Source organism: Rhizomicrobium sp., assembly GCA_037200045.1.
Classification (GTDB): domain Bacteria; phylum Pseudomonadota; class Alphaproteobacteria; order Micropepsales; family Micropepsaceae; genus Rhizomicrobium.
Map to the genome: position 1 here is coordinate 2,492,053 of JBBCHM010000001.1, position 21,876 is coordinate 2,513,928.

At 66.0% G+C, this 21,876-nt stretch carries 14 protein-coding genes; 2 read left to right on the forward strand and 12 right to left on the reverse strand.

Annotated features, from left to right (window positions below):
- Positions 1-165: 165 nt before the first annotated feature.
- Entirely contained in the window at positions 166-864 is a 699-nt protein-coding gene (locus WDM86_12100; GenBank protein MEI9990771.1) for a pirin family protein, read from the forward strand.
- Between the two features lie 258 nt (positions 865-1,122).
- Here WDM86_12100 and WDM86_12105 read toward each other — a convergent pair whose 3' ends face one another.
- From WDM86_12105 to WDM86_12130, 6 genes are all read right to left on the reverse strand, one after another.
- Positions 1,123-1,407, reverse strand: a complete 285-nt coding sequence (locus tag WDM86_12105; GenBank protein ID MEI9990772.1) for a hypothetical protein — start codon at positions 1,405-1,407, stop codon at positions 1,123-1,125.
- 79 nt (positions 1,408-1,486) lie between these two features.
- Complete coding sequence (locus WDM86_12110) at positions 1,487-4,837, reverse strand: type ISP restriction/modification enzyme (protein MEI9990773.1); 3,351 nt, start codon at positions 4,835-4,837, stop codon at positions 1,487-1,489.
- Positions 4,838-5,261: 424 nt separating this feature from the next.
- Complete coding sequence (locus tag WDM86_12115) at positions 5,262-5,753, reverse strand: hypothetical protein (protein MEI9990774.1); 492 nt, start codon at positions 5,751-5,753, stop codon at positions 5,262-5,264.
- 56 nt (positions 5,754-5,809) lie between these two features.
- On the reverse strand, positions 5,810-6,172 hold the full coding sequence (locus WDM86_12120; GenBank protein ID MEI9990775.1) for a YkgJ family cysteine cluster protein: 363 nt from the start codon (positions 6,170-6,172) through the stop codon (positions 5,810-5,812).
- A gap of 57 nt (positions 6,173-6,229) precedes the next feature.
- On the reverse strand, positions 6,230-7,288 hold the full coding sequence (locus WDM86_12125; protein MEI9990776.1) for a beta-N-acetylglucosaminidase domain-containing protein: 1,059 nt from the start codon (positions 7,286-7,288) through the stop codon (positions 6,230-6,232).
- A complete protein-coding gene (locus tag WDM86_12130) occupies positions 7,285-8,658 on the reverse strand; it encodes a hypothetical protein (protein ID MEI9990777.1) in 1,374 nt (457 codons plus the stop codon). The genes WDM86_12125 and WDM86_12130 overlap by 4 nt, the downstream gene beginning before the upstream one ends.
- A 140-nt stretch (positions 8,659-8,798) precedes the next feature.
- Between WDM86_12130 and WDM86_12135 the strand changes: the two genes are divergently transcribed.
- Positions 8,799-12,218, forward strand: coding sequence for a polysaccharide deacetylase family protein (locus WDM86_12135; protein MEI9990778.1), 3,420 nt, complete (start codon positions 8,799-8,801; stop codon positions 12,216-12,218).
- Here WDM86_12135 and WDM86_12140 read toward each other — a convergent pair.
- The 6 genes from WDM86_12140 to WDM86_12165 form a co-directional block, all read right to left on the reverse strand.
- A complete protein-coding gene (locus WDM86_12140) occupies positions 12,215-13,606 on the reverse strand; it encodes a 6-pyruvoyl-tetrahydropterin synthase-related protein (protein MEI9990779.1) in 1,392 nt (463 codons plus the stop codon). The genes WDM86_12135 and WDM86_12140 overlap by 4 nt on opposite strands.
- Positions 13,603-15,147, reverse strand: a complete 1,545-nt coding sequence (locus tag WDM86_12145) for a hypothetical protein (GenBank protein MEI9990780.1) — start codon at positions 15,145-15,147, stop codon at positions 13,603-13,605. The genes WDM86_12140 and WDM86_12145 overlap by 4 nt, the downstream gene beginning before the upstream one ends.
- Before the next feature lie 53 nt (positions 15,148-15,200).
- Entirely contained in the window at positions 15,201-18,560 is a 3,360-nt protein-coding gene (locus WDM86_12150; protein ID MEI9990781.1) for an error-prone DNA polymerase, read from the reverse strand.
- Positions 18,557-20,131, reverse strand: a complete 1,575-nt coding sequence (locus WDM86_12155; GenBank protein MEI9990782.1) for a hypothetical protein — start codon at positions 20,129-20,131, stop codon at positions 18,557-18,559. Before WDM86_12155 ends, WDM86_12150 begins: the two co-directional genes overlap by 4 nt.
- Positions 20,025-20,789, reverse strand: coding sequence for a hypothetical protein (locus WDM86_12160; protein ID MEI9990783.1), 765 nt, complete (start codon positions 20,787-20,789; stop codon positions 20,025-20,027). The genes WDM86_12155 and WDM86_12160 overlap by 107 nt, the downstream gene beginning before the upstream one ends.
- 97 nt (positions 20,790-20,886) lie before the next feature.
- Positions 20,887-21,531 carry a TetR/AcrR family transcriptional regulator gene (locus WDM86_12165; protein ID MEI9990784.1) on the reverse strand — a complete coding sequence of 215 codons (645 nt, stop codon included), beginning with the start codon at positions 21,529-21,531 and terminating at the stop codon, positions 20,887-20,889.
- Positions 21,532-21,876 lie beyond the last annotated feature (345 nt).

Below are 21,876 nucleotides of genomic sequence, written 5' to 3' on the forward strand. Positions count from 1 at the left end.
TGTAGGGAGCAGATGTTTTCTTCTCGACCCCAAAGATCGTCATTGCCCGGCTTGTCCGGGCAACCCATTTTTCCGCAGCGGAAGATTGGATTGCCCGGACAAGCCGGGCGATGACGGAGTTGGGGGTTGAAAACGCGCTGCTCGGTGAACAGCAGGAGAACCGACATGATCGACAAACGTCCCTTCAAGGGCCTGGGCGGCGCCAATCACGGCTGGCTCAAGGCCAAGCATCATTTCTCGTTCGGCGAGTTTTACGACCCCCGCAACATGGGCTGGGGCAGCATAAGGGTGTGGAACGACGACGAGATCGCGCCCAATTCCGGTTTCCCGCCGCATCCGCACGCCAATATGGAGATCGTGACCTATGTCCGCAAAGGCGCGGTGACGCACAAGGACAGCCTGGGCAATGAGGGCCGCACCGAGGCCGGCGACGTACAGGTGATGAGCGCGGGCTCGGGCATCCGCCACGCGGAATACAATCTGGAGCCCGGCACCACGACGCTGTTCCAGATCTGGATCCAGCCGCGCAGCGCCGGCGGCCAGCCGGCCTGGGGCGCCAAGCCCTTCCCCAAGGACGACCGCGCCGGCCGTTTCGTGACGCTGGCGAGCGGCTTCGACAACGACAATGACGCGCTGCCGATCCGCGCCGATGCGCGGGTTCTGGGCGCGACGCTGAAGGCGGGCGACACGGTGGAATACAAGCTGGGCGCGGCGCGCCACGGCTATCTGGTCCCGGCGACCGGCGCGGTGGAGGTCAACGGCGTGCATCTCGACGCCCGCGACGGCGCCGCGATCAAGGACGTCGAGGTCCTGACCGTGACGGCGCTGGAAGACAGCGAGCTGGTCCTGGTCGACGCGGCGTAATCGTTACCTCTCCCGCTGAGCGGGGTCCGTAGCGTCAGCGTACGGACGCGGAGCGCAGCGGAGCAGGAGGTCGAAATTTGCGCAGCAAATTTCGGGTGAGGGCCTGTGCGAACCTGCGCAAACGGTTTCCTCCCCCGCTGTTGCGGGGGCTTTGTAGCGGCAGCGTACAAAGGCCGGGTGAGCGACAGCGAACCCGGCAGGGTGCCGAGCGAAGCGGTGGAGGGGGGCTGCCGCCCAGCACGGCGCGATACCGGGCGCCTACTCCGCCGCCAGCCGCGCCATCTCCGTTTCGAATTCGAGCCGCAACTGCGCCGCTTCCGCTTCGGGCAGCCAGTTGCACATCTGCGGAAAGACGGTCTGGTGATATTTCGCCTTCGCCGGCGTCCACGGCATCCGCTTCGCCGCCCGCGCCGTGGCTAAAACGGTGAAAAGTTCCTGCCGCACGTCATCGACCTTGGGCCGATAGGTTTGCACAGGCTCGTTCTCCAGCAGATCGGGCTGGATGTCTTTGAGGAAAAGGTCGAGCTGTCTGTTGAGGGCCATGGCAATCACCGAATCACCCTAGTTTGCTCCACCCTGCGCCCCGACGCGACTCTGTTAGAGTCCTTATCCCCATGAGCGGCTAGGCGTCTTCGTCCACTTCCTGATCCACCGAATCGTCGCCACCCAGCGCGGCGCGAATTTCCTCGGCGTCGATCATGGGGCCGTTGCAAATGTCAGCGAGCAGTTGCGCCTGCGCGGGTTCCAATTTGACGAGGCGTCCGAGGACGTTGAGTAGGTCTAGCAGGTCGTCAGTATATTCGGGCAGCCAGTGTTCGGGCTGGATCTTGTCGAGCGGCGAGGGCGGCCGCTTTTTTTCGCCCATTTGGGGCTTGCTGCGGTCAGATTTGCGATAGCTGAACCACTGCCACACGACCTGCTTGCCCGAGACTTCATATCCCCACATCGCTTGTGTGACATGATCGATATGCCCTTTGCCGACGACCAGCCGCTGCTTGGAGGGGTCGTATGACAGGGAGTCGGGCAGTGGTTCGGGGGCGCCCGGAATGGCGCCCGTACTGGAGATGGTCGGTGCTTCTCCCTTCGGTAGCCTGGGCGCAGATTTCGGCCGACCGGCTTTCGGGTCGACGAAGCGCTGGCCATAGGTGTGAAGCCAAACGACCTCGCGACCGAGTTCAACCACTCGCGCGAACAGTGCGCCATCGGCGGTGATGGGAATGCGAAGGCCCGGCTGCGCAAGATCGTCTGTGAAGCGCTTCATGAACGCGGGGTGGGCCATCACCGCCGCGATATAGGCGAAGACGTCTTCCGATGTGGCCTCTGTACCATGGGTCTTGGCCAGTAGAGTCAGAAGTTCGGGCCGAACATTGGATTGCGACGTGACTGCGTTTTTCCACAATGGGTAAACACGCCCGCCAAACGAGCCTCTATAGTGATCATTGTCCGGAATTAGATCCGTCAGCGATATCGCAGGACCAGACGTCGGCGACGATGATTCCAGTGCAGTCATGAAAATCTGTCGACTAGAGTAGTTCGACCAGAGATCGGGCCGCGGCCTGCTCAACAAGCGATTGTCAGGTGGAATCCATTGACGATCGAAGGAGCGAAATCCATAGCGTATCGGCGCAACGAGATCGCCTTTGTCGTGTTCGATACTCTCCAAGCGCGTCTGGTATGGTCCCAAATCTTCTCTGACGATCTTGTTTGCATAACGCGCGCGAGCTTTCCCCTTGCCCGGATCAGGATGAAAGAGTAATTCCTTCGTATCGGGATCACTCTCCTGTCGTAGCGCTTCCCAACGACGCGTCAACGTTGAAGCGTCTGGAGCGATCACCCACGTACGATGGGTTTTGACGCCTGGCCCCGACCACACGAACAATTTTGCGAGTCGCGGAAAGCTGGCCCACACATCGCCCTGTTCGGCCAGAAATGGATCGCGCCAATCACTCGCACCCTCTCGCCAAGCGGCATCGTGAAGCGAGAGCTTGCCCAAAGTTTCGAATTTCTTATTTCTTTTTCCTTTCGGCAGAGCCAGGAAATGAACTTTCCCGGCAACATCCCTGTCCTTGTTGGGCGGGCGCGCGGCAAGAACGATGCACACGGTTTGTTGCACACCCTGAAAAATACGCGTTGGCACATCGGGCTGATGGCCTTCTGGAGAGCAATCGATCACCCAGATATCGCTGGCGTCGCGACGTAAGTCCTCGCGCATCTTCTGGAAGCCCGGTCCGTTCAGGAATCCGGCGACCGTGATGAAGCAGATCACGCCGAAGCGGTCGCTCTCCGGTTCGCCTGTTGCTTCCTTCCAGCCCGATCCGAAGACCTTCAGCGTTGCCCAGCGCCAGAAGTACACATAGAGATTCTTAAGATGATGAGCGTGCGCGCCGATACCCCATTCGCGAGGCGGCTGCCAGCGATCCATCGGCGCCGGCCGGCCCGCGCTCCCGTCCTCAATCCAGCCACCCTGTCCCCCGGCTTGGTTCTTGTACGGCGGATTGCCGATCACCACCGTGATGCGCTGTTCGCGTTTGACCTTATTGGCGTCCCGCCGCGATTTGGCGACCGGCTCGTAGACCTGGCCGAGCGTCTCCTCCTCGATGAACGGATTGCCCAGCGTGTCGGTGATGTAGAGGCGAAGCTCGGGCAGCGGCGGTAGAGGCTTTTTCGGCGTCGCCATCAGCGCCTGCATCTCCGCCATCAGGCGCAGCTGCGCCACCGCGAACGGCCCGACCTGCAATTCAAATCCGATCAGGCGCTGCGCCGCCGCCTCGATCGCGCCGCGCACCGCGCCTTCGCCCTGGTCGCCCGCAACCGTGGACGCGATCCGCCGCAGCACGCCGAGCAGGAACGTGCCCGTGCCCGTCGCCGGATCGGCGACCCACACATCCGAGGACGCAAGGCCCTTGGACCGTTCGAACAGCGGGCCGCGTAGCGCCTCGTCGACGAGATTGACCATCGCGCCGACCACTTCGGGCGGCGTGTAGTAGGAGCCCGTGCGCTTGCGCAGCGCGTTGTCGTAGACCTCCAGGAAGTCCTCGTAGAAATAAAGCCAAGCCTCCGGCTTGTCCTTGCTGATCGTGTGCCAGTCGACGACATCGAGCACGCGTGTCAGCGTCTTTAGCGAGGTCTGAAGCGCCTTTTGGTTCTCGACATCATCGGTCAGGATGCGCAGGGCCGCGCCGATCAAGGAATTGGTCTTGCGCAATTCCTGCGCCGCCGGCTCGATGCCTTTCTCCAGCTTGATGTCGCGCGCGCGGGCGACCAGCAGGCCGAACGTCACCGCTTGCGCATAACCGTCGGCGAACTGGGCGTCGTCGGCGGTGGGGAACAGCAGGTGGCGCCAGTCCTTGGCCAATCCGGTCAGCCCGGTATTGCCCTGCTCCATCTGCTCGACCACTTCGTCGCGCAGCAGGCGGCACAGCCGCGCGCTGACTTCCGCGAGCTTCTTTGCCGAATTGGGCGCGATCGGCTTCCATTGGAAGAAGTTCGACACCAGCGCCCGCAGCGTCTCCGGGCCATTCAGTTTCGCGCCGGACGTTTTGATGTCGCCGTCGAGATGGATGACCTTGTCGACCAGCTTACCGTCCTGCCAAAGGCTGAAGCTGTTCCCGTCGGTGTAGAGCAGGTTGGGAAGCGATTTCAGCTTCTCCCACTGATCCCCGTCATGCGTTCCCTTCTCGAATTTGCGCGGATCGGCCCCCTTGCCCGGCGCCTTCACCTCGACGAATCCGATGAGCGCACTTTGCCGCGTGACGGCGAAGTCCGGCCGTGTCTTGAGATGCTTGAGCGCCGTCTCGCCGATCAGGTTGATCGCCTTGGGCGGAAGGCCGTCGATCTCGGCGAGGTCGTGGAAGAGCAGTTCAAGCGGATTGCGAAGCTGATCCTCGGGCGCGCCATCAATCGCGGGGCTGGAAAGCTTCGCCTTTGCGCGCGCGCCGAATTCGGAAATCGCGCTCGCGAATGTTTTGCTCACCACAGCCCCAGAATCATCGACGCCCGCAAATAACCACGTAGGAGAGGGCGGGGACAAACACCGCTCCCGAACTGACATCCTGTCATAAAATTGCACCACCGCGCCCTTGAAGCCACAGGTTGTGCTGCATATCTGCAACACTGAAACCTTGGAGCACAGCGCCGCTCGTTCGTGAGTAAGCCGAGAGCGGCCACCACAATGGCCTTGTAACGAGACTGCGAGTCGTCAGACAGGTCGAAGGTGTGCTGTCGCAGACACCTGGGCGAGGCGGTGCCGCGCGAAGACCGTTGGTTCGGCGAAGGTGCCGAGTGATTGACCCCAAGGGTCTTCCGCCGGCCGGCCTGTCGCGCGATCAGGGCGGATCGATCCCTCCGCGCGCTTCGGCTCAACCGGCCCCGCGCGCAGGCGTCGCCTCCGCCCTTTTTTATCGCGGCCGGAACCGGCGCACCGCGAAGACGCCGGCGATGACGAACGCGATCAGCACCACGGCCTGCGTCCCGCCGAAGATCGGTCCCGCCGGCGGAACGCTCGGCACCAGCCGATGCAGCGCCGGCACTTTGAGGAAGCTCTGCACCACCAGCACGAAACAGTTGAGATAGAGCGAGGCGACCGCCGTCACGACATAGATCCAGCGCCAGGCGCCGGCCATGCCCCCGACATAGCGCGCCGCCAGCGCGATCGCGAGCAGGATGCTCAGCACCCCGCCGACGATCACCGCCGGCGTTACCGGCGAAACCTGGATCACGAACCCGGTGATCGCGGTCAGGACGGAGAACAAAAGGAAGATCGCATGCACCGAGTCCTGTCGGGCGTTGCGCAGCATGCCGGCCAGCATGATCAGGCCGGCGACGATCGCCACCAGCGTGATGAGCGTGTGAACGAAAACGAAGGATCCGATCGGAATGCCGAAAAACATGTCTGGGTCCCCCGCGCGTCAGGCGCGCCGGACCCTAACACACATCATCCGGTCGTTCACCCGTTCCAGGTCGAGGCGACGTGCTCCTCGTCTTCCTGCGCCGACCGCTCGTGCATCAGGAAGCTGTAATAGCCGCAATGGTTGTCGCCGGGATAGGAGCGGCAGATCTCCGGCCGCACGGTGTAGATCGTGCAGCGCCGCTTCTCGAGATCGAAGAAGCGGCAGATCTTGCCGAAATGCTCGTCGGCCTTGCGCCGCATGGCGTATTGCTCGTCGCCATCGACCTTGGTGAACTTCTTGCGCGCCGCCGCGAAAGACAGCCCGAAATGCTTGGCCAGCCGCGTCACGTCGCGCTTGTTCAGCGGGATGATGGGATAGGAGCAGCAATAGCCCGGGCACTTCGCGCAGTTGTACGCCATGATCCGCCACCGTTGGTTTGCCTCTCGATAGCGGATTCGCGGCCGCACGACAAAGGTCTAGGCGATCTCCTCCTGGAAGCGGTAGGCGCCGCCGAGGAAGGCCACGATCTCGCGCGCCGCGTCATGGTCGATCGCCGCATAGCGCGCGCGCAGCCGTTCCACCGTGCCGGGCCCCAGCCGCTCCAGCCCGACATCGTTGAGGAAGAGAATGTCCTTGGCGATCGTCTGCGCCAGTTCCGCGCCCAGCAGCGCGGTCGCGGCGTGCGTAAAGGCCGCGCCGTATTCGTAAGCCTCGCCCAGCCGATAGCTCTCGGCCAAGGTGATCGCGGGAATGCAGGACAGCGTCGGCTGCAGCGCCGGATTGACGGCGTGCGCCGCGAGGTGTCCCGCGATGCTCGCCGGTCGTCCGGTGAAGGCGCGCAGGTGCAGGAAGCGCGACATGCGGACGCCGTCATTGACCGGGTAATTGTCCCAGAGGAACGGCTTGCGCCCGAGCTGCGCCGTCACCCGCGCCAGATGCCCCGGCGAGAATTCGCGCGCGCAGACCTCCTCGCCGGTCCAGAAGATCTCGATGCTGCTGTCGAGCATCCGGCCGAGGTCTTCGAGATAGTTCTCCGGCCGCTTGCCGAAGAAGCGGTCCAGCACCGGATCGTCGGTGTAATAGCTCGGGCACGTGATCAGCCGCGTCGCCTTGCTGCGTGCTTTCACCCAATGGACGATGTCGGCCTGGGTCCGCGCGAGGTTCGGCAGATCGCCGCGCATGTCGTCGAACAGGATCGCCAGATCGTCGATGCCCCAGCTATCGAACTCCGCCAGCTTGCGTGCCAGATCGGCCTGCGCCTCCGCATGGAAGTCGCGATAGAGCTCGTAGGGGCTGAGGCCGACGCCGAAGCGCACCCCCATCGCATGGCAGCGCTCCGCCAGGTCGCGCAACGCCTCGGCGGTTTCCGCCGGATGGCTCTCGCGCCAGCGCTTGCGCAGGAACGCGTCGGCCTTGGGCGCGTAGATATAAAACGTGTAGCCATGCGGCTTCAGCGCCGCGATGATCTTCTCCCGCGCGCTCCAACTCCACGGCGTTCCGTAATAGCCCTCGATCAGGCCCAGCGCGATGCTCATGGCATTCCTTCGATGACGCTCCGGGGCTCGAGCGCAAGGTAGAGCACTCCCGCCAGCGCGGAAAGATCGAGCGCGTAGAGATAGCGGTAGTCGCAGGAGATGGTGATGACGAAGAAGCTCGCCGCGAAGGCCAGCGCGCTGCCCAGCATCGCGGCCATCGCGATATCGGCCGGCCGGCGCCGGCGCAGCAGCAGCCAGATGCCGGCCACCGCGACGATGGCGAAGGGAATGTGCGACAGCACCGGCGTGCCGAGGAATGCCTTGCCGTAATGTTCAAGCGCCAGATCGCGCCCGTCGCGCCGCGCTGCGAGGCCCAGCGTCCGCATCTCCGATGCCGGCCCTTCGATGCCGGTGAAGATCGGCCGGCAGGCGACGATATCGGGCGTGAACGCCACCCAGGCGAAATCCGCCGCGCGAATGCGCAGATACAGTCCGGGATGATGCAGGACGAGACTGCGCCAGTCGGCGGCGAGCGCCTCGTCATCGAGATCGCGCAGCGGCGCCTGCATCTGCGGCGCCGAGGCCAAGGGATCGTTGCGCAACGGCGTGTAGAGCCGCGCGCTGTCCTGGCGAAGCACACGCTCGAGATCGGGATCGTCCTCCGCCAGTGTTGGAAGCGGGAAACCCGGCTCGCGCGCCACCGCGCCGGACAGATCGTAAATCTGCAAAAGGCGGAACTGCTCCGCCGGCCCGGACTCCCCGTCGCTTCTCAGGTTCAACAGCGCCGAGGCCGCGAAGACGAAAGCCAGAAGCCCCGCAAGAAATCCCGCACCAAGCAAGGCCGCGCCGGTCCAGCGTCTCCCTTCGCGCGTGGCGATCCAGCCCAGCGCCGCACCGGCAAAGGGCAGCAGGACCGCGCCGTTCTGCCGCGTCAGTGCCGCCAGCGCGAGCAGCAGGAAACTCCCCACGAGCGGTGTCCAGGGAGCGGCGTTCCAGCTCCGCGCGGTATGCGCCAAGCACACGAAGCCCGCGACGGCGGCGTCGGCGAACAGCACATCCTTCCACACGATCCCCTGATAGATCAGCAGCTGCGGCGACAGCACGATGGCGAGCGCGACGGCCGCCGCTGGCCATCCCGCCCGCCCCGGCGCCAGAAGAAGCACGCCGGCGAGCGCGCCGAAGGCCAGGGCGGCGTCGAACGCGACGAACAGCCCGGTCCCGGGCACGAGCGCGTCGCCCAGTCCCAGCAGCCACGCCATCACCGGCGGGTGCCAGGTGTTGTAGAGGCCGGTCCGGCCCTGCAGCAATTGAAGGATCGAATCGTAGGACAGGTGCCCCGGCCAGTTGGCCCAAACCGTGACGGCAAACCCGGCCGCCAGGACGAGCCCGGCCGCACGCGCCGCCACGGACCATTGCGGGAGAATGTTCATGTCGCTTTTTTTGGCATGTCCGTCGCGTTTCCGCTAAATTGACGCCGGCGCGCCGTTTTGCGGCGCCTGGAGCACAAAATGACAAAGAACCAGCGCACGGCCTGCGCCGCAATGCGTCAGCGCGGGTCGATCTAGACACTATGTCGAACAAGCCGGTCTTCTTCGACGCCACGGGTCGGCGCGCTTTCGGCGCGTCCGTGGTGGGCTGGACGGCGGCGGTCGTCAGCCTGGCGCTGGGGGCGGCCTTCGTCGTGAGCCTCTTGACGGTGCCCACGGCGGCGCCGCTGCGGCTTCCCGGCCGGCTGGTCGCCGTCAATCTCCACGAGCTCGAGCGAAAGGCGCAGGCCCCCGGCCTGGTGCGCTCCGCCGAAAGGCTCGCGGCCGAGGCCCGCGCCCGGCGCGAGGAGTTGGCCCGCACCCGGCGCGAGCGCAATGAGCGGGGCCTGCATATCCGCCCGCTCGCCTCGATCCTGAAGCCGCAGGCCAACCGGTCGCTCGCGGTCGCCTTCTTTCCCGGCTGGCATCCGGCATCGGATTCCGCCTATCCGGCGCTCATGCGCGCCCTGCCCAAGCTCGATTGGGTGATGCCGATCTGGCTGGCGCTGCAAGGCCCCGACATGGAGCTCAAGAGCACGCTCGATCCCGCGCTGCTCGGGGAGATTCGCACCAAGCGGGCGAACATCGCGATCCTGCCGGTGCTCCAGAATGTGACGGGCGGCAAGTGGGACGGCGCCGGCCTCGCCCGCCTGCTCAAGGACAAGGCGCGCAGCGACGACCTGGTGCGCCGGGTGACCGCCCTGGTCGGCGCCAACAAGCTGCAGGGGATCGTCGTCGATTTCGAGGAGATACCCGCCGACGGCCACGCCGCGGTGGAGGACTTCCTGAAGCACCTGTCGGCGTCGTTCCTGCCCCATGGCTGGATCGTCGTCATGGCGGTGCCGTTCGACGACGACGATTGGCCCTATCGGGCCTATGCGCGGCTCGTCGACTACACGCTGCTGATGGCCTACGACCAGCACGACGATACCGGTCCCGCCGGTAGCATCGCGGCGCAGGACTGGTTCGAGACCACGCTCGACAAGCGCATGCGCGCGCTGCCGCCCAGCCACACCATCGTCGGCATCGGCTCCTACGGCTATGACTGGAACGGCGATCACGCCGACGATTTGAGTTTCGAGGACGCCGTCGTGGCCGCCCACGATTCGGAGGCGACGATTGATTTCGACGACGCCACCAACAACCCGCACTTCTCTTACATCGAGGACGATCACATCACGCACGACGTCTGGTTCCTCGACGCCGTCACGGCCTATAACCAGATGCACGCCTCCGACATCTATCGGCCCGCCGGCTATGCCCTGTGGCGGATCGGGACGGAGGACCCCTCGGTCTGGGAAGTGATGGGTCGCGGCTACGGCGCCGCCGCGCCGGACGGGCTGCGCCAGATCACGCTCTCCTCCGACATCGACTATGAAGGTGAGGGCGAGTTCTTCCGGGTGGAAGCCGAGCCGTCGCCCGGCGCACGCAGGCTGGAGATCGATCCCCATAGCGGCGACATCGACGACGAGGCCTATACGAAGCTTCCGACCAACTATGTGATCCGCCAGTTCGGCTATTCGCCGGGCGAAATCGCCCTCACCTTCGACGACGGCCCCGATGCCGAGTGGACGCCGCAGATCCTCGACATCCTCAAGGAGAAGCACGTCAAGGCCACCTTCTTCATTATCGGCGGCAATGCCGAGGCCCATCCCGACCTGGTCCAGCGGATTTTCGACGAAGGCCACGAACTGGGGAACCACACCTACACCCACCCCAACCTCGCCGACACGCCGAGCCAGGCGGTGACGCTGGAGCTGAACGCCACGCAGCGCCTGTTCGAGGCGCTGACCGGACGCTCGCTCGTGCTGTTCCGCCCGCCCTATCTGGGCGACGCGGAGCCGGACGACGACAGCGAGATTCTTCCGGTCGAGATCGCGCAAAGCCTCGGCTACATCACGGTCGGCGAGCATATCGATCCGATCGACTGGTCGCTGCCGGGCGCCGACGCGATCGTCAGCCGCGTGCTCTATGCGCTCGACCACGCGCCGGCCGGCGCCAAGGGCAACACGATCCTGCTACACGACGCGGGCGGCGACCGTGCCCAGACCGTGGCGGCGCTGCCGGTCCTGATCGACAAGCTGCGGGCGCGGGGCCTTCGCTTCGTGATGGCCTCGCAGCTCATCGGCCTGACGCGCGACCAAGCGATGCCGCCGCTCTCGCCCACCATGTCGCTGCTCACCGACCGGGTCGTGTTCTTCACCGTGAGTTGGATCAGCCGCGCCCTGTACTACGCCTTTCTCGCCGCCATCTGGCTCGGCGTCTCGCGGCTGTTCTTCCTCGTGGGCCTCAGCCTGTGGAACGCGCGGCGCGAGGCGGATTCGCGCAAATTGCCGCCCAAGGAATCGCTGCACGTCACCGTCATCATTCCCGCCTACAACGAGGAAAAGGTGATCGTGAAGACCGTCGAGCGCATCCTGTGCAGCGATCATCAGGATCTCGACGTCCTGGTGATCGACGACGGCTCGGCCGACAATACCTTCGGCGTCCTGCGCGACGCGTTCGGCGCGAACGACCGCGTCACGCTCATCCGCGTCGTCAATGGCGGCAAGGCGGCGGCGGTGAATGTCGGGCTCGAGCGGGCGACGGGCGATATTCTCGTGGCGCTGGATGCCGATACGCAGTTCCAGCAGGACACCATTCCCCGGCTGGTGCGCTGGTTCTCCGATCCGGAAATCGGCGCCGTCGCCGGCAACGCCAAGGTCGGCAATCGCACCAACATGATCACGCGCTGGCAGGCGCTGGAATATATCGTGGCGCAGAACCTGGAGCGGCGCGCGCTGGCGGCGCTCGGCACGCTCACCGTCATCCCCGGGGCGGTGGGCGCCTGGCGCAAATCGGTCCTGCAGGAGATGGGCGGCTTCCACTCCGACACGCTGGCGGAAGACCAGGATCTGACTATCGGCATCCAGGCAAAGGGCTATCGCGTCCGCTTCGATCCCTCCGCCGTTGCCTGGACGGAGGCGCCAGCGACCTTCCGCGGGCTGGCGCGACAGCGCTTCCGCTGGGCCTTCGGCACGCTGCAATGCCTGTGGAAATATCGCGGCCTGACCTTCAATCCGCGCTATGGCGCGCTCGGCCTGTTCGCCTTGCCGCAGGTCTGGCTATTCCAGATCGCGCTCACCGCGCTGGCGCCGCTCGCCGATTTGCTTTTGATCTGGCAGCTCGTCGGCCAGTGGATCGCCTATGCGCAGCACGGCTCGGAGTTCAGCAACGCCGATCTCATCACCGTCGGCATCTACTATGTCGTCTTCATCGTGGTCGATCTTCTGGCCGCGACCTTCGGCTTCCTGATGGAACGGGGCGAGGATTGGCGCCTCCTCCTGTGGCTACCCCTGCAGCGCTTCGGCTATCGCCAGCTCATGTATTACGTCGTGGTGCGCTCGATCTCGGCGGCGATCCGCGGCGCGGTGGTCGGTTGGGGCAAGCTCGAACGCACCGGCACGGTGAAGGCGCACGGTTAGCGCGGCGCGAAAATCACGCGGTCGTCGTCCTGCAGGACGATGCGATAGTTCTGGTCGAGCGCGCGATGCACGTTCGGCGTCAGCGGAAAAGGCGAGAGCTCTTCGAGTTGGACTAACGCGTAGTGCCGCGCCTCAATAGCGTGCACCAGGTCCGCGTCGCTGCGCGCGCTCGTGAGATAGGCCTGCTCGATGTTGAACACATCGACCTCGGCCGGCTTTCCCGCCCAATAGCAGAGCGACAGCATCTCGCAGAGAACCGGCCCTTTGGCGCCGCGCAGCAGCGCGATCTGCGCCCGCGCGGCCGCTCGGTCTTCCGCCATCGGATGAAGCCAATAGTCGCTGCCGCGCCAATCGGCTTGCAGGTTCGCCACGCCCAGCGCCAGCGGAACGGCGTAGAGCGCGGCGGCGATGCTCTGGCCGGCCGGAAGGCGGTTCATCAGCACGCCGGCGCTCAGCGCGACCGCGATGTCCGCATCGAACAGCGCGTTGGCGTCGACGCCCGCGCCGCCGCTGAAATACAGGCCGGTCACCGTCGCCAGCACGACATAGATCGCACAGAGCACGACGTGGCGGTCGCGCCGCCCGAGCGCGTACATCGCCGCCGCGCCCAGCAGCGGAATCGCACTCCAGCGCAGCCAGAGCGCGCCCGCTGTTTCGATATTCGCGAAGGAGAATGTCCGGGCGGAATCGATCACGCTGAACAGGCTGAAGCCATAGGCCTGCTTGAACAGGCCAAGCCCGATCAGCGCGAAGACGATGCCGCTGCCGGCGAAGGTCGCGGCCGCCCTGCGGTCCAGGAGCGCCAGCCAGGCGGCCACGGCCAGCGGCAGCACGACGAGGTTGTGCTTGACGAAGAAAGCGAGGGTGAACAGCAGCGCCGCGGCGACCATGGCGCGCGGCGTGCGCGGTTCGCGCAGCACGGCGACAAGCCCGCCGATCGCCACCGCGTGGCCGAGCATCTGCGGATCGTCCATCCCGGCGTAGTCGCTGGTCAGCATCACGCCGGCGGTGAAGAACAGCGCCGCGAACGCCGCCTCGATCCGGCTGCAGCCCATCCGGCGCGCCGCCGCCTCGATGCCGAGCGCGGCCGCGAACAGCGCCGCCAGCGCGACGATGCGCCCGGCGACGACCGCGTCGCCGGAGAGCTTGCCGACCGCGCCCACGAGATAGAACGACAGCGGCGGATAATTGTCGATCAACAGGCTGCCCGCCGCCGGATAGGGCGAGCCCGTGGTCATCGCGGCTTGCGCGAAATACGCGTTCCAGCCCTCGTTCGGATCGAACGGAACATGCAGGCCGACGACGCAGGCGATATGCATCAATCCGAGCGCGACGCCCGCCGCCAGGAGGGCGGTCAGCGCGCGAAGCCCAAGCGAATCGGTCGTCATCGGGGCGAGCAGTTCTTGTCCGGAACGATGTCGTAGAGCGTATAGAAACTTCCTTCCAGCCGCTTGCGCAGCATGGCGGGCGGCCGCGAATGCGGTCCGGCGCCGTGGATGACCAGCGCCTCGTCGAAGCTGCACTGCAAATGCATCAGATAGGGGAAGACCGCGCGGTAGTCCTCGTCCGCCTCCATGCGGCCGGCGGCGAGATCGGCCAACTCGTCGATGTCGGGCGGCGAGCCCTGCTGCGCCGTCGCCGCCGCGATGCGTCCTAGGGGCGGGCGCAGATGGACCACGTGCTGGCCGGCGGTGGTGAACATCAAAGGCGTGAACGCGCCGCGGTCGATGATCGCGAACTCCGCCATGTGCCAATAGGGCTGATCGGCCGACCAGCCAAGCGAATCGCCGTCGAGCACCGTCAGCACCCGCGCATCGCGCGCGATGGCCGCGTCATGCGCGCGAAACTCGGCATATTGCGCGCCATAGCGCCGCCAGTCCTGTGCCAGCAGCAGTGCACCGGTGGCGAGCAGCGCCAGTGCGACCGCCGCGCCGGCGCCGATCAGGCGCGGCGACAATTTCCAGTCCAGGGACGCGAAGGCCAGCGCGCCCGTCACCGCCGGCAGGCGCATATGCACGCCCCAGCCGCCCAGCGCCCATTCCGGCGCGAACAGCGCGCCCAGGGCGAACAGCGCCAGCGTCACGCGCATGCGTGGATGCACCGTCGCGCGGCCGGCGGCGACGGCCAGGACGAAGAGCGCGATCAGCGCGGCGGTCAGCGGCAGCACCGGTTTGTCGAAGCCGAACTGGATGGCCGCCTCGAAGCGGTCCTGCAGAGTTTCCAGCAGATCGAATTTGAAATTGTCGCCGCCGGCCGCCTCCGGTTTCAGGAGGACGAAGGCCAGCGCGGCGGGCAGGCAGCAAAGCGCGGGCGCCGCGACTCGGCGCGCTAGCGCGCGCAGCGCGAAGCGCTCCGCGACCAGCGCCGGCAATTCATAGCCGCCGATGGCGAGCACAAGCACGGCGAGGCCGAACAAGTGGCTGAAATAGATCGCCGTGAAGGCGACGGCGAAACCGGCGAGATGAAGGCGCGTGCGGCGGCCGTCGGTCGCGATCCAGGCCGCGAAGACGACAAAGGCCACGCCCACCGCGAAAGTGTAGTTGAAGAAGCCCCAGATGAAATTGGCGTTGTAGGCGAAGAACGCCGACAGCAGCACGCCCGGCCCCACCCGGCCGAACAGCGCCCGCTGGATCAGCGCCGGCCCCGCGACCCAGAGCACCACCGTCGCGGTCAGCAGGAGCCGCGTCGCCGCTTCGAGCGGCATCGCCCGGGCGAGCAGCGGCACGATCGCCTCCGAGGCGAGGTTGGGCAGCGCGGCCCAGGCGACGTAATAATGTCTCGACGGCGCGCCCGCGATCAGCGCGAAGCTCGCCAGATGCGCCGGATAGTCCGGCATGCCGGGCATCGCGACGCACCACAGCGGCATCGCGAGCAGCACAGCCGCCAACGCAACGGCCAGCGGCCATTCGAATCCACGGATACGCAACATGCTGGACGTGTACAGGCCGGTGCCCCCCACACCCGCTATAGCGCCGCCGCCGCCTAATGGAAATCCCGCGATTTGGGCAGGATGCGGACATTGCGTGGATGCCGTGGGCTGCGGGAATCCGGGCGCGCGATGTCCTCCAGGTGGTCCGGCCGGATCGTGTCTTCCGAGAGGCGGTCCAGCTCCTGGCTGCGGTCGAAAATCCGCTCCGCCACCAGGTGCACGACATTGTCGGCTTTCTGGACCTTGCCCTCGACCAGGAGCAGGCGGGCGCCCATGATCTCGCGGCGGAAGGCCTCGAAGACGCGCGGCCAGACGACGACATTGGTGATGCCGGTCTCGTCGCTGAGCGTGATGAACACCACTCCGGCCTCGCCCGGCATCTGGCGCACCAGCACGACGCCGGCGCAGCGCGCGCGCCGGCCGTCGTCCGTCGCCTCGATTTCGGCGCAGCTTTTCACCGTCTCGCCCGCGAACATCTCGCGCAGGAATTGCATCGGATAGCCCTTGAGCGACAGGCGCAGCGTCTGGTAGTCGGCGAGCACGTGCTCGCTGAGCGGCATGACGGGCAGCGGCGCGATCTCCTCTGCCGGCAATTCTTTCAGGCGCTGCGCCTCGAACAGCGGCAGGGAATGGTGGTCGGGAATCCGCCGGACCGCCCACAGCGCCTCGCGCCGGTCCATCCCGAAGGAGGTGAGCCCGTCGGCCTCGGCCAGCACCATCAGCGCCTTCTTGGGTACCTCGGCGCGGCGGACGAATTCGGCGAAACTCGGATAGCCATAGCCGCGATTCTCTACAAGGGCGCGCGCCCAGTCCTCGCGCAAGCCATCGATCTGGCGGAAGCCGAGGCGCAATGCGAGCACGCCGCAGGTATTTCTTTCGAGCGTATTGTCCCAATCGCTGAAATTGGCGTCGGGCGGCAGCACCTCCACGCCATGCTCGCGCGCGTCGCGCACGATCTCCGCCGGCGCATAGAAGCCCATGGGCTGCGCATTCAGCAGCGCGCAGGCGAAGGCCGCCGGATGATGACACTTGATCCAGGCCGAGATGTAGACGAGATGGGCGAAGCTCGCGGCATGGCTCTCGGGAAAGCCGTAGGAGCCGAAGCCCTTGATCTGATTGTAGCAGTTTTGCGCGAACTCCAGCGTATAGCCGCGCTCCGTCATCCGTCCGATCATCAGTTTTTCGAACTGGCCGATGGTTCCGAGATTGCGGAAGGTCGCCATGGCGCGGCGCAATCCATTGGCCTCCTTCGACGTGAATTTCGCCGCGACCATGACGAGCTTCATCGCCTGCTCCTGGAACAGCGGCACGCCCATGGTCTTGTCGAGCACCTTGTGCAATTCGTCCGCGGGGCCGTGGGCGGGCGACGGCTCGGGGAATTTCACCGGCGTCTTGCTGTTGCGCTGCTTGAGATAGGGGTGGACCATGTTGCCCTGGATCGGGCCCGGCCGCACGATCGCCACCTCGACCACGAGATCGTAGAATGTGCGCGGGCGAAGGCGCGGCAGCATGTTCATCTGTGCCCGGCTCTCGACCTGGAACACCCCGATGGCGTCGGCCTTGCACAGCATGTCGTAGACCGCCGGATCCTCGCGCGGCACGGTGGCGAGGTCGAAGGATTTCTTTTCGTGCCGCGAGAACAGGTCGAACGCCTTGCGGATGCAGGTCAGCATCCCCAGCGCGAGCACGTCGACCTTCATGATCTTCAGCCGGTCCAGATCGTCCTTGTCCCATTCGATGAAATAGCGGTCGTCCATCGCCGCCGGCCCGATCGGCACCATCGTGTCGAGCGCATCGTCGGTCAGCACGAAACCGCCGACATGCTGCGACAGGTGACGCGGAAATCCCATGATCTGGTTGGCGAATTTCACGGCCTGGAAGATCGCTGCGTTCTGCGGATCGAGCTTGCCCTGGCGGACCTGCGAATCCTTCAGCGCTTCGCCCCAGCTGCCCCACACGCTGCCGGCCATCGCCGCGGTGATGTCCTCCGACAGGCCGAACACCTTGCCGACCTCGCGGATCGCGCTCCGCGGGCGATAATGGATCACGGTGGCGGTCAGCGCGGCGCGGCGATAACCGTAGCGCTTGTACATATGCTGGATGACTTCTTCGCGCCGCTCATGCTCGAAGTCGACGTCGATGTCCGGCGGCTCGCCGCGATTCTCCGACACGAAGCGCTCGAACAGAAGGTCGATCTGCATCGGATCGACCGCGGTGACGCCGATGGCATAGCACACCGCCGAATTGGCGGCCGAGCCGCGCCCCTGGCACAGGATATTCTTCTCGTTGGCGAAGGCGACCATGTCGCGCACCGTCAGGAAATAGTGCGCGTACTTCTCCTTCGCGATGATCGCCAGTTCCTTCTTCAGCGTGTCGCGCACTTTGCCGGGAATGCCCTGCGGATAGCGCCGCGCGGCGCCCTCCCAGGTCAGGTCGCACAAGTGCCCATCCGCCGTCTTGCCCGGCGGAACCGGTTCATGCGGATAATTGTAGGCGAGTTGTTCAAGCGAAAATTCGATCCGTGCGGCGAACCGCACCGTCTCCGCGATGGCCTCGGGACAGTCGCGGAACAACCGCATCATCTCGGCCGGCGTCTTCAGATGCCGCTCCGCATTGGCTTCGAGCAGCCTGCCGGCCTTGTCGATGGTGATGCCCTCGCGGATGCAGGTGACGACGTCTTGAAGCTCGCGCCGCCCCGCGTCGTGATAGAGCACGTCGTTGACCGCCAGCAACGGCACATGGGCGTCGCGCGCGAGCGTCGAAAGCCGGCGCAGGCGGCGCCGGTCGTCGCCGTGATGGCGCATCGCCGCCGCCAGCCAGACGCGCCCGGGCGCCAGGGCCCGCAGTCTTTCAAGCGTCGCACCGAGCTTTGCGAAGGCGCCGCGCGCCGGCGGCATCACGACGAAGAGCATGCCTTCATGCTTGGCGAAAAGATCGCTCTCGTCGTGCTTCGCGGCCAGGTCGTCCAGGAAGAGGGTACATTCGCCCTTGGTGGCGCGCCTTTCGCCGGCGGGCACGCGCAGCTTGCCATGCGACAGAAGCTGGCACAGCCTTCCATAGGCGGCGCGGTCGGTCGGATAGGCGAGGATGTCCGGCGTGTCGTCGGCGAATACCAGTCGCGCGCCGACCAGGAGTTTCGGCTTCTTGCCCAAAAGGCGCGGATCCTCGAACGCCGCATAGGCGCGCACCACGCCCGCCAGCGTGTTGCGGTCGGCGATGCCGACGGCATCATAGGCATAGCCATAAGCGGTGACCGCCAATTCCTCGGGCCGCGAGGCGCCGCGCAGGAAGGAGAAGTTCGACGTCACCGCGATCTCGGCATAAGGCGGCTGACCTTCGAGGACGCGGATCGGCGCGTCTTCCTCTGCCGCTAGCGGCTTGGGCGCGCGTTTGTCGCGACTGCCTGTCGTCATGCGAACAGCCCATGCACATACCAGCGCGGTATGAAGGGCTCGCGCTCATAGAGCCCGTCGCGATAGAGCCAGAAGCGCCGTCCCGCCTCGTCCTCGACACGGAAATAATCGCGCGTCGGCCGCGGGTTCTGCTGCTGCCACCATTCCATCGCGATACGCTCGGGTCCCTCGGCATGGGCGACGGCGTGCAGCATGCGGCGCCAGCGGAAGTGCAAGGGCGGGCCGTCCGGCACTTGCGCCATCACGTCGATGAGTTCGGGCTTTTCCAGCAGGCGCAGCGGGCGGCGTGGCGCCTCGCCGGGAAGGCGCGGCTCGAACGCGACCTTCGTCTCCGGCGCGTGCTGCGCCGGCACGGCAACGCCAGCGGCTTCGGGGATGTGGGTATCCTGCGCTTGAAAAGAGAGAATCCGATGCGCACCGAAACGCGCCGCCAGCCGGTCGATCAGGAAGGCGATCTCCTTGTCGTCGTCGGGCCGCGCTTCCAGCCCGATGCTTTCCGGCACCAGCCGTTCGGCGTGCAGGGCTGAGAGCCGCACGAGATCGAAGCCGAAGCCGGGATCGAGCGGATCCCCGCCTTCGCGGGGACCGAGCGCGTCCAGTCGCATGCGGAACAGCCTGGCGATCATGGCCGCGTCGCGCAGCGGCCGCGCGGTCTCGATTCCGATATGGCGCACGATGCCGTCGGTGCGGAAGAAGGAAGCTTCCAGCATCCGCGCGCCCTGGCCGCGCTCCTCCAGGACGCCGCACAGCGAACGCGCCAGCGACAGGATCGACCCGGCGATGACCTCCTGCGTCGTCACGGGCTCGGCGAAACGATGCTCCACCAGGAAGTCGGGCAGGATGCGGCGCGGCGAGATCGGCTGCTCGCCGATGCCGAGCGCGCGGTCGAGCGTGAACACGAACGCCTTGCCGAAACGGGCATTGAGTTCGCCGCGCCCGCGTCCCCCCACCTGCGCGATGGTCTTGAGGCCCGCGCGCTTCAGCGCATGGGTGTCGCGCGGCTCCAGGTCGAGCGCGGCGACGGGCAGGAAGGCGGTGGCGTTGGCCTCCTCGCCGGGGGCCGTGATGGTGCCGTCGGCATAGCGGGCGAGGGCGCGGGCGGCGGCCGCCGTTCCGGCCAGGGCACCGCGCACGGCAAAGCCCTGGGCCGCGATCTTCGCGCGCACCTCGCCCAGCATCTTCGCTTCGCCGCCGAACAGATGTGGGACACCGGTGACGTCCAGCAGCAATCCATCGAGGCCGTCGATGGCGACGAAGGGCGTGAAGCGGTCGCACCAGTCGGCGATCCGCGCCAGCAGCCTGGCGTCGGCCTCGGGCTCGGCCTCGACCACGTCCAGTTCGCGCACCATGGCGCGCGCGCTGGCCAGCGCCATGCCGGGCTGAAGCTTCAGCGCCGCGGCCCTGGCGTCCACCGCGTAGAGGATGCGCGCATTGCCGCTCCGGATGGAGACGACCAGCGGCAGCTCATCCGGCGCGCCTTTGCGGCGGCGCCGCAGCCGGTCGGTCAGAAGCTTCGGAAACCACAGCGCCAGGATGCGCCGCTTGTTCGAAGGGATCGCGGAAAGCGCCATCGTCACAACACCACTCCATCATCCAGCGCCCGGTCTCTCCGTGCCGGTTGCGCGTCAATTCCGCGTCGAAGCGCGGCTGTCCCCAATCGTCGGTCTGGGCGGAGCGGGCGCTGCGCACCAGCCAGCGGGTCTGCGCCGCGCTGGGCTCGACCTGCGCCTCGCTGCGCAGCAGGAGGGCGGTGACGCCGCTCGTCTGCGCGCCAAGCACCAGCCGGCGCGACGCAGTGAGGTCGAGGATTTTCGGATTGCCCGGAATCTCGACGATCACCGCGCCCAGCGCCCGGCAGCTCAGCGCGTCGGCGCCGGCGCGCAAGGCATCGGTCGCGTTGGCGGCGCGCATCAGAAGGACGCCGGCCGGATCGATGCCGGCCTCGGCAAGGCCCGTTGCCGAGACCTGGCCATGCTCCAGCGCGGAATAATCCTGCACGATCCAGAGCAGGCGCTTGGTTCCACCCGCGCGCCGCGCCAGGCCCAAGGCGAAACCCTGGCCCGCCGTGTCGGCGGCGAAGACCTCATGCAGGGTGCCGCGCATCAGCCCGCCGCGCAGCATCCGGTCGGCCTCGCCATGGCCGAGCGGCGTCGGGCTGCGGGAAGGCCCGCCCAGGATGGGCGCCAGAAGCTGCCGTGCTCCGGCCAGAGCTCTTGCGTCGTGAGACATTGTTCACTCTTTGTTCCAGTGTCCGGGATGCAAGGCAGAGAGTCAAGAGTGGCGTGAAAATCTTGTCCATTCCGTGGGATAGACGAGGATCGCAGGGCTATTCCGCCGCCCGCGCCGCCCTGCAGCGCGCGCCACAGACCGCGCGGAAGCCTTCGGCGCCATAGCGCACGAGGCGCGGCTCGATCGCCTCGAAATCGTCCGCCCGGCACAGCCCGCCCGACAGGTTCTCGATCGACTTGTTGGCCGCGTTCACCAGCATCAGCGATCCGGCGAACATGTGATAACTCCAGAACAGATCGGCCTCGTCGGCCTCGGGAAGAGCGCGGTGCAGAAGCGCGATCAGGCGCCGCAGCACGGGATCGAATTTCTTGGCGAAGATGTCGGCCAGCTCGGTGGAATCCAGATGGGTGACGAAGGCGCAGAAATTGCGCCAGCCCTGGCCGCTCTGCCGGTTCAGGCTGAACATCGGGCGCAGATAGGCCGCGATGATGCCTTCGACCGTGACCGCGTCGCCGGCCTCGGCCTCATAGCGGTCCATCTCCAGCATGCGTTCGGAGTTCAGCACGTCGCAGCGCCGCGCGAAGACCGCGTCGAACACGCCGCGCTTGCACTCGAAGTAGTAGTGCAGCAACGCGGTGTCGACATTGGCGAGCTCCGCGATCTCGCGCATCGTCACGCCATAGATTCCGTGCCGCGCAAAAAGCTCCTCGGCCGCATCCAGGATCCGCTCGCTGGTGGCCATGCTTCTCTGCGTCCGCTTGGACGATTTGTCGTCCAGAAGCGCGCGACGAAATGGACGGCGGCCTTTGCGTGCCGCGCGATCCCGCTCTCTACGCCCCGCAACAGGCGCTACTCCCTGCATAATCGTTGCCCCCCAAAAGGAACGATTACTGTTGTTGTCGTTGTCGCGAGGCTTACACAATTCGCCGCGCGCCCAAAGAACGTTCGCGACGTTCGCGCCATAAATTTCTGACAAAAAATCGGGCGCATCGCAGTAACGCGACGGAAACTCTTGCGCTGCACTGCAGCGAAGTCCGGAAACTATTGCGCTGCACCGCAACAAATACATTCTCGGAAGTGGCCCCTC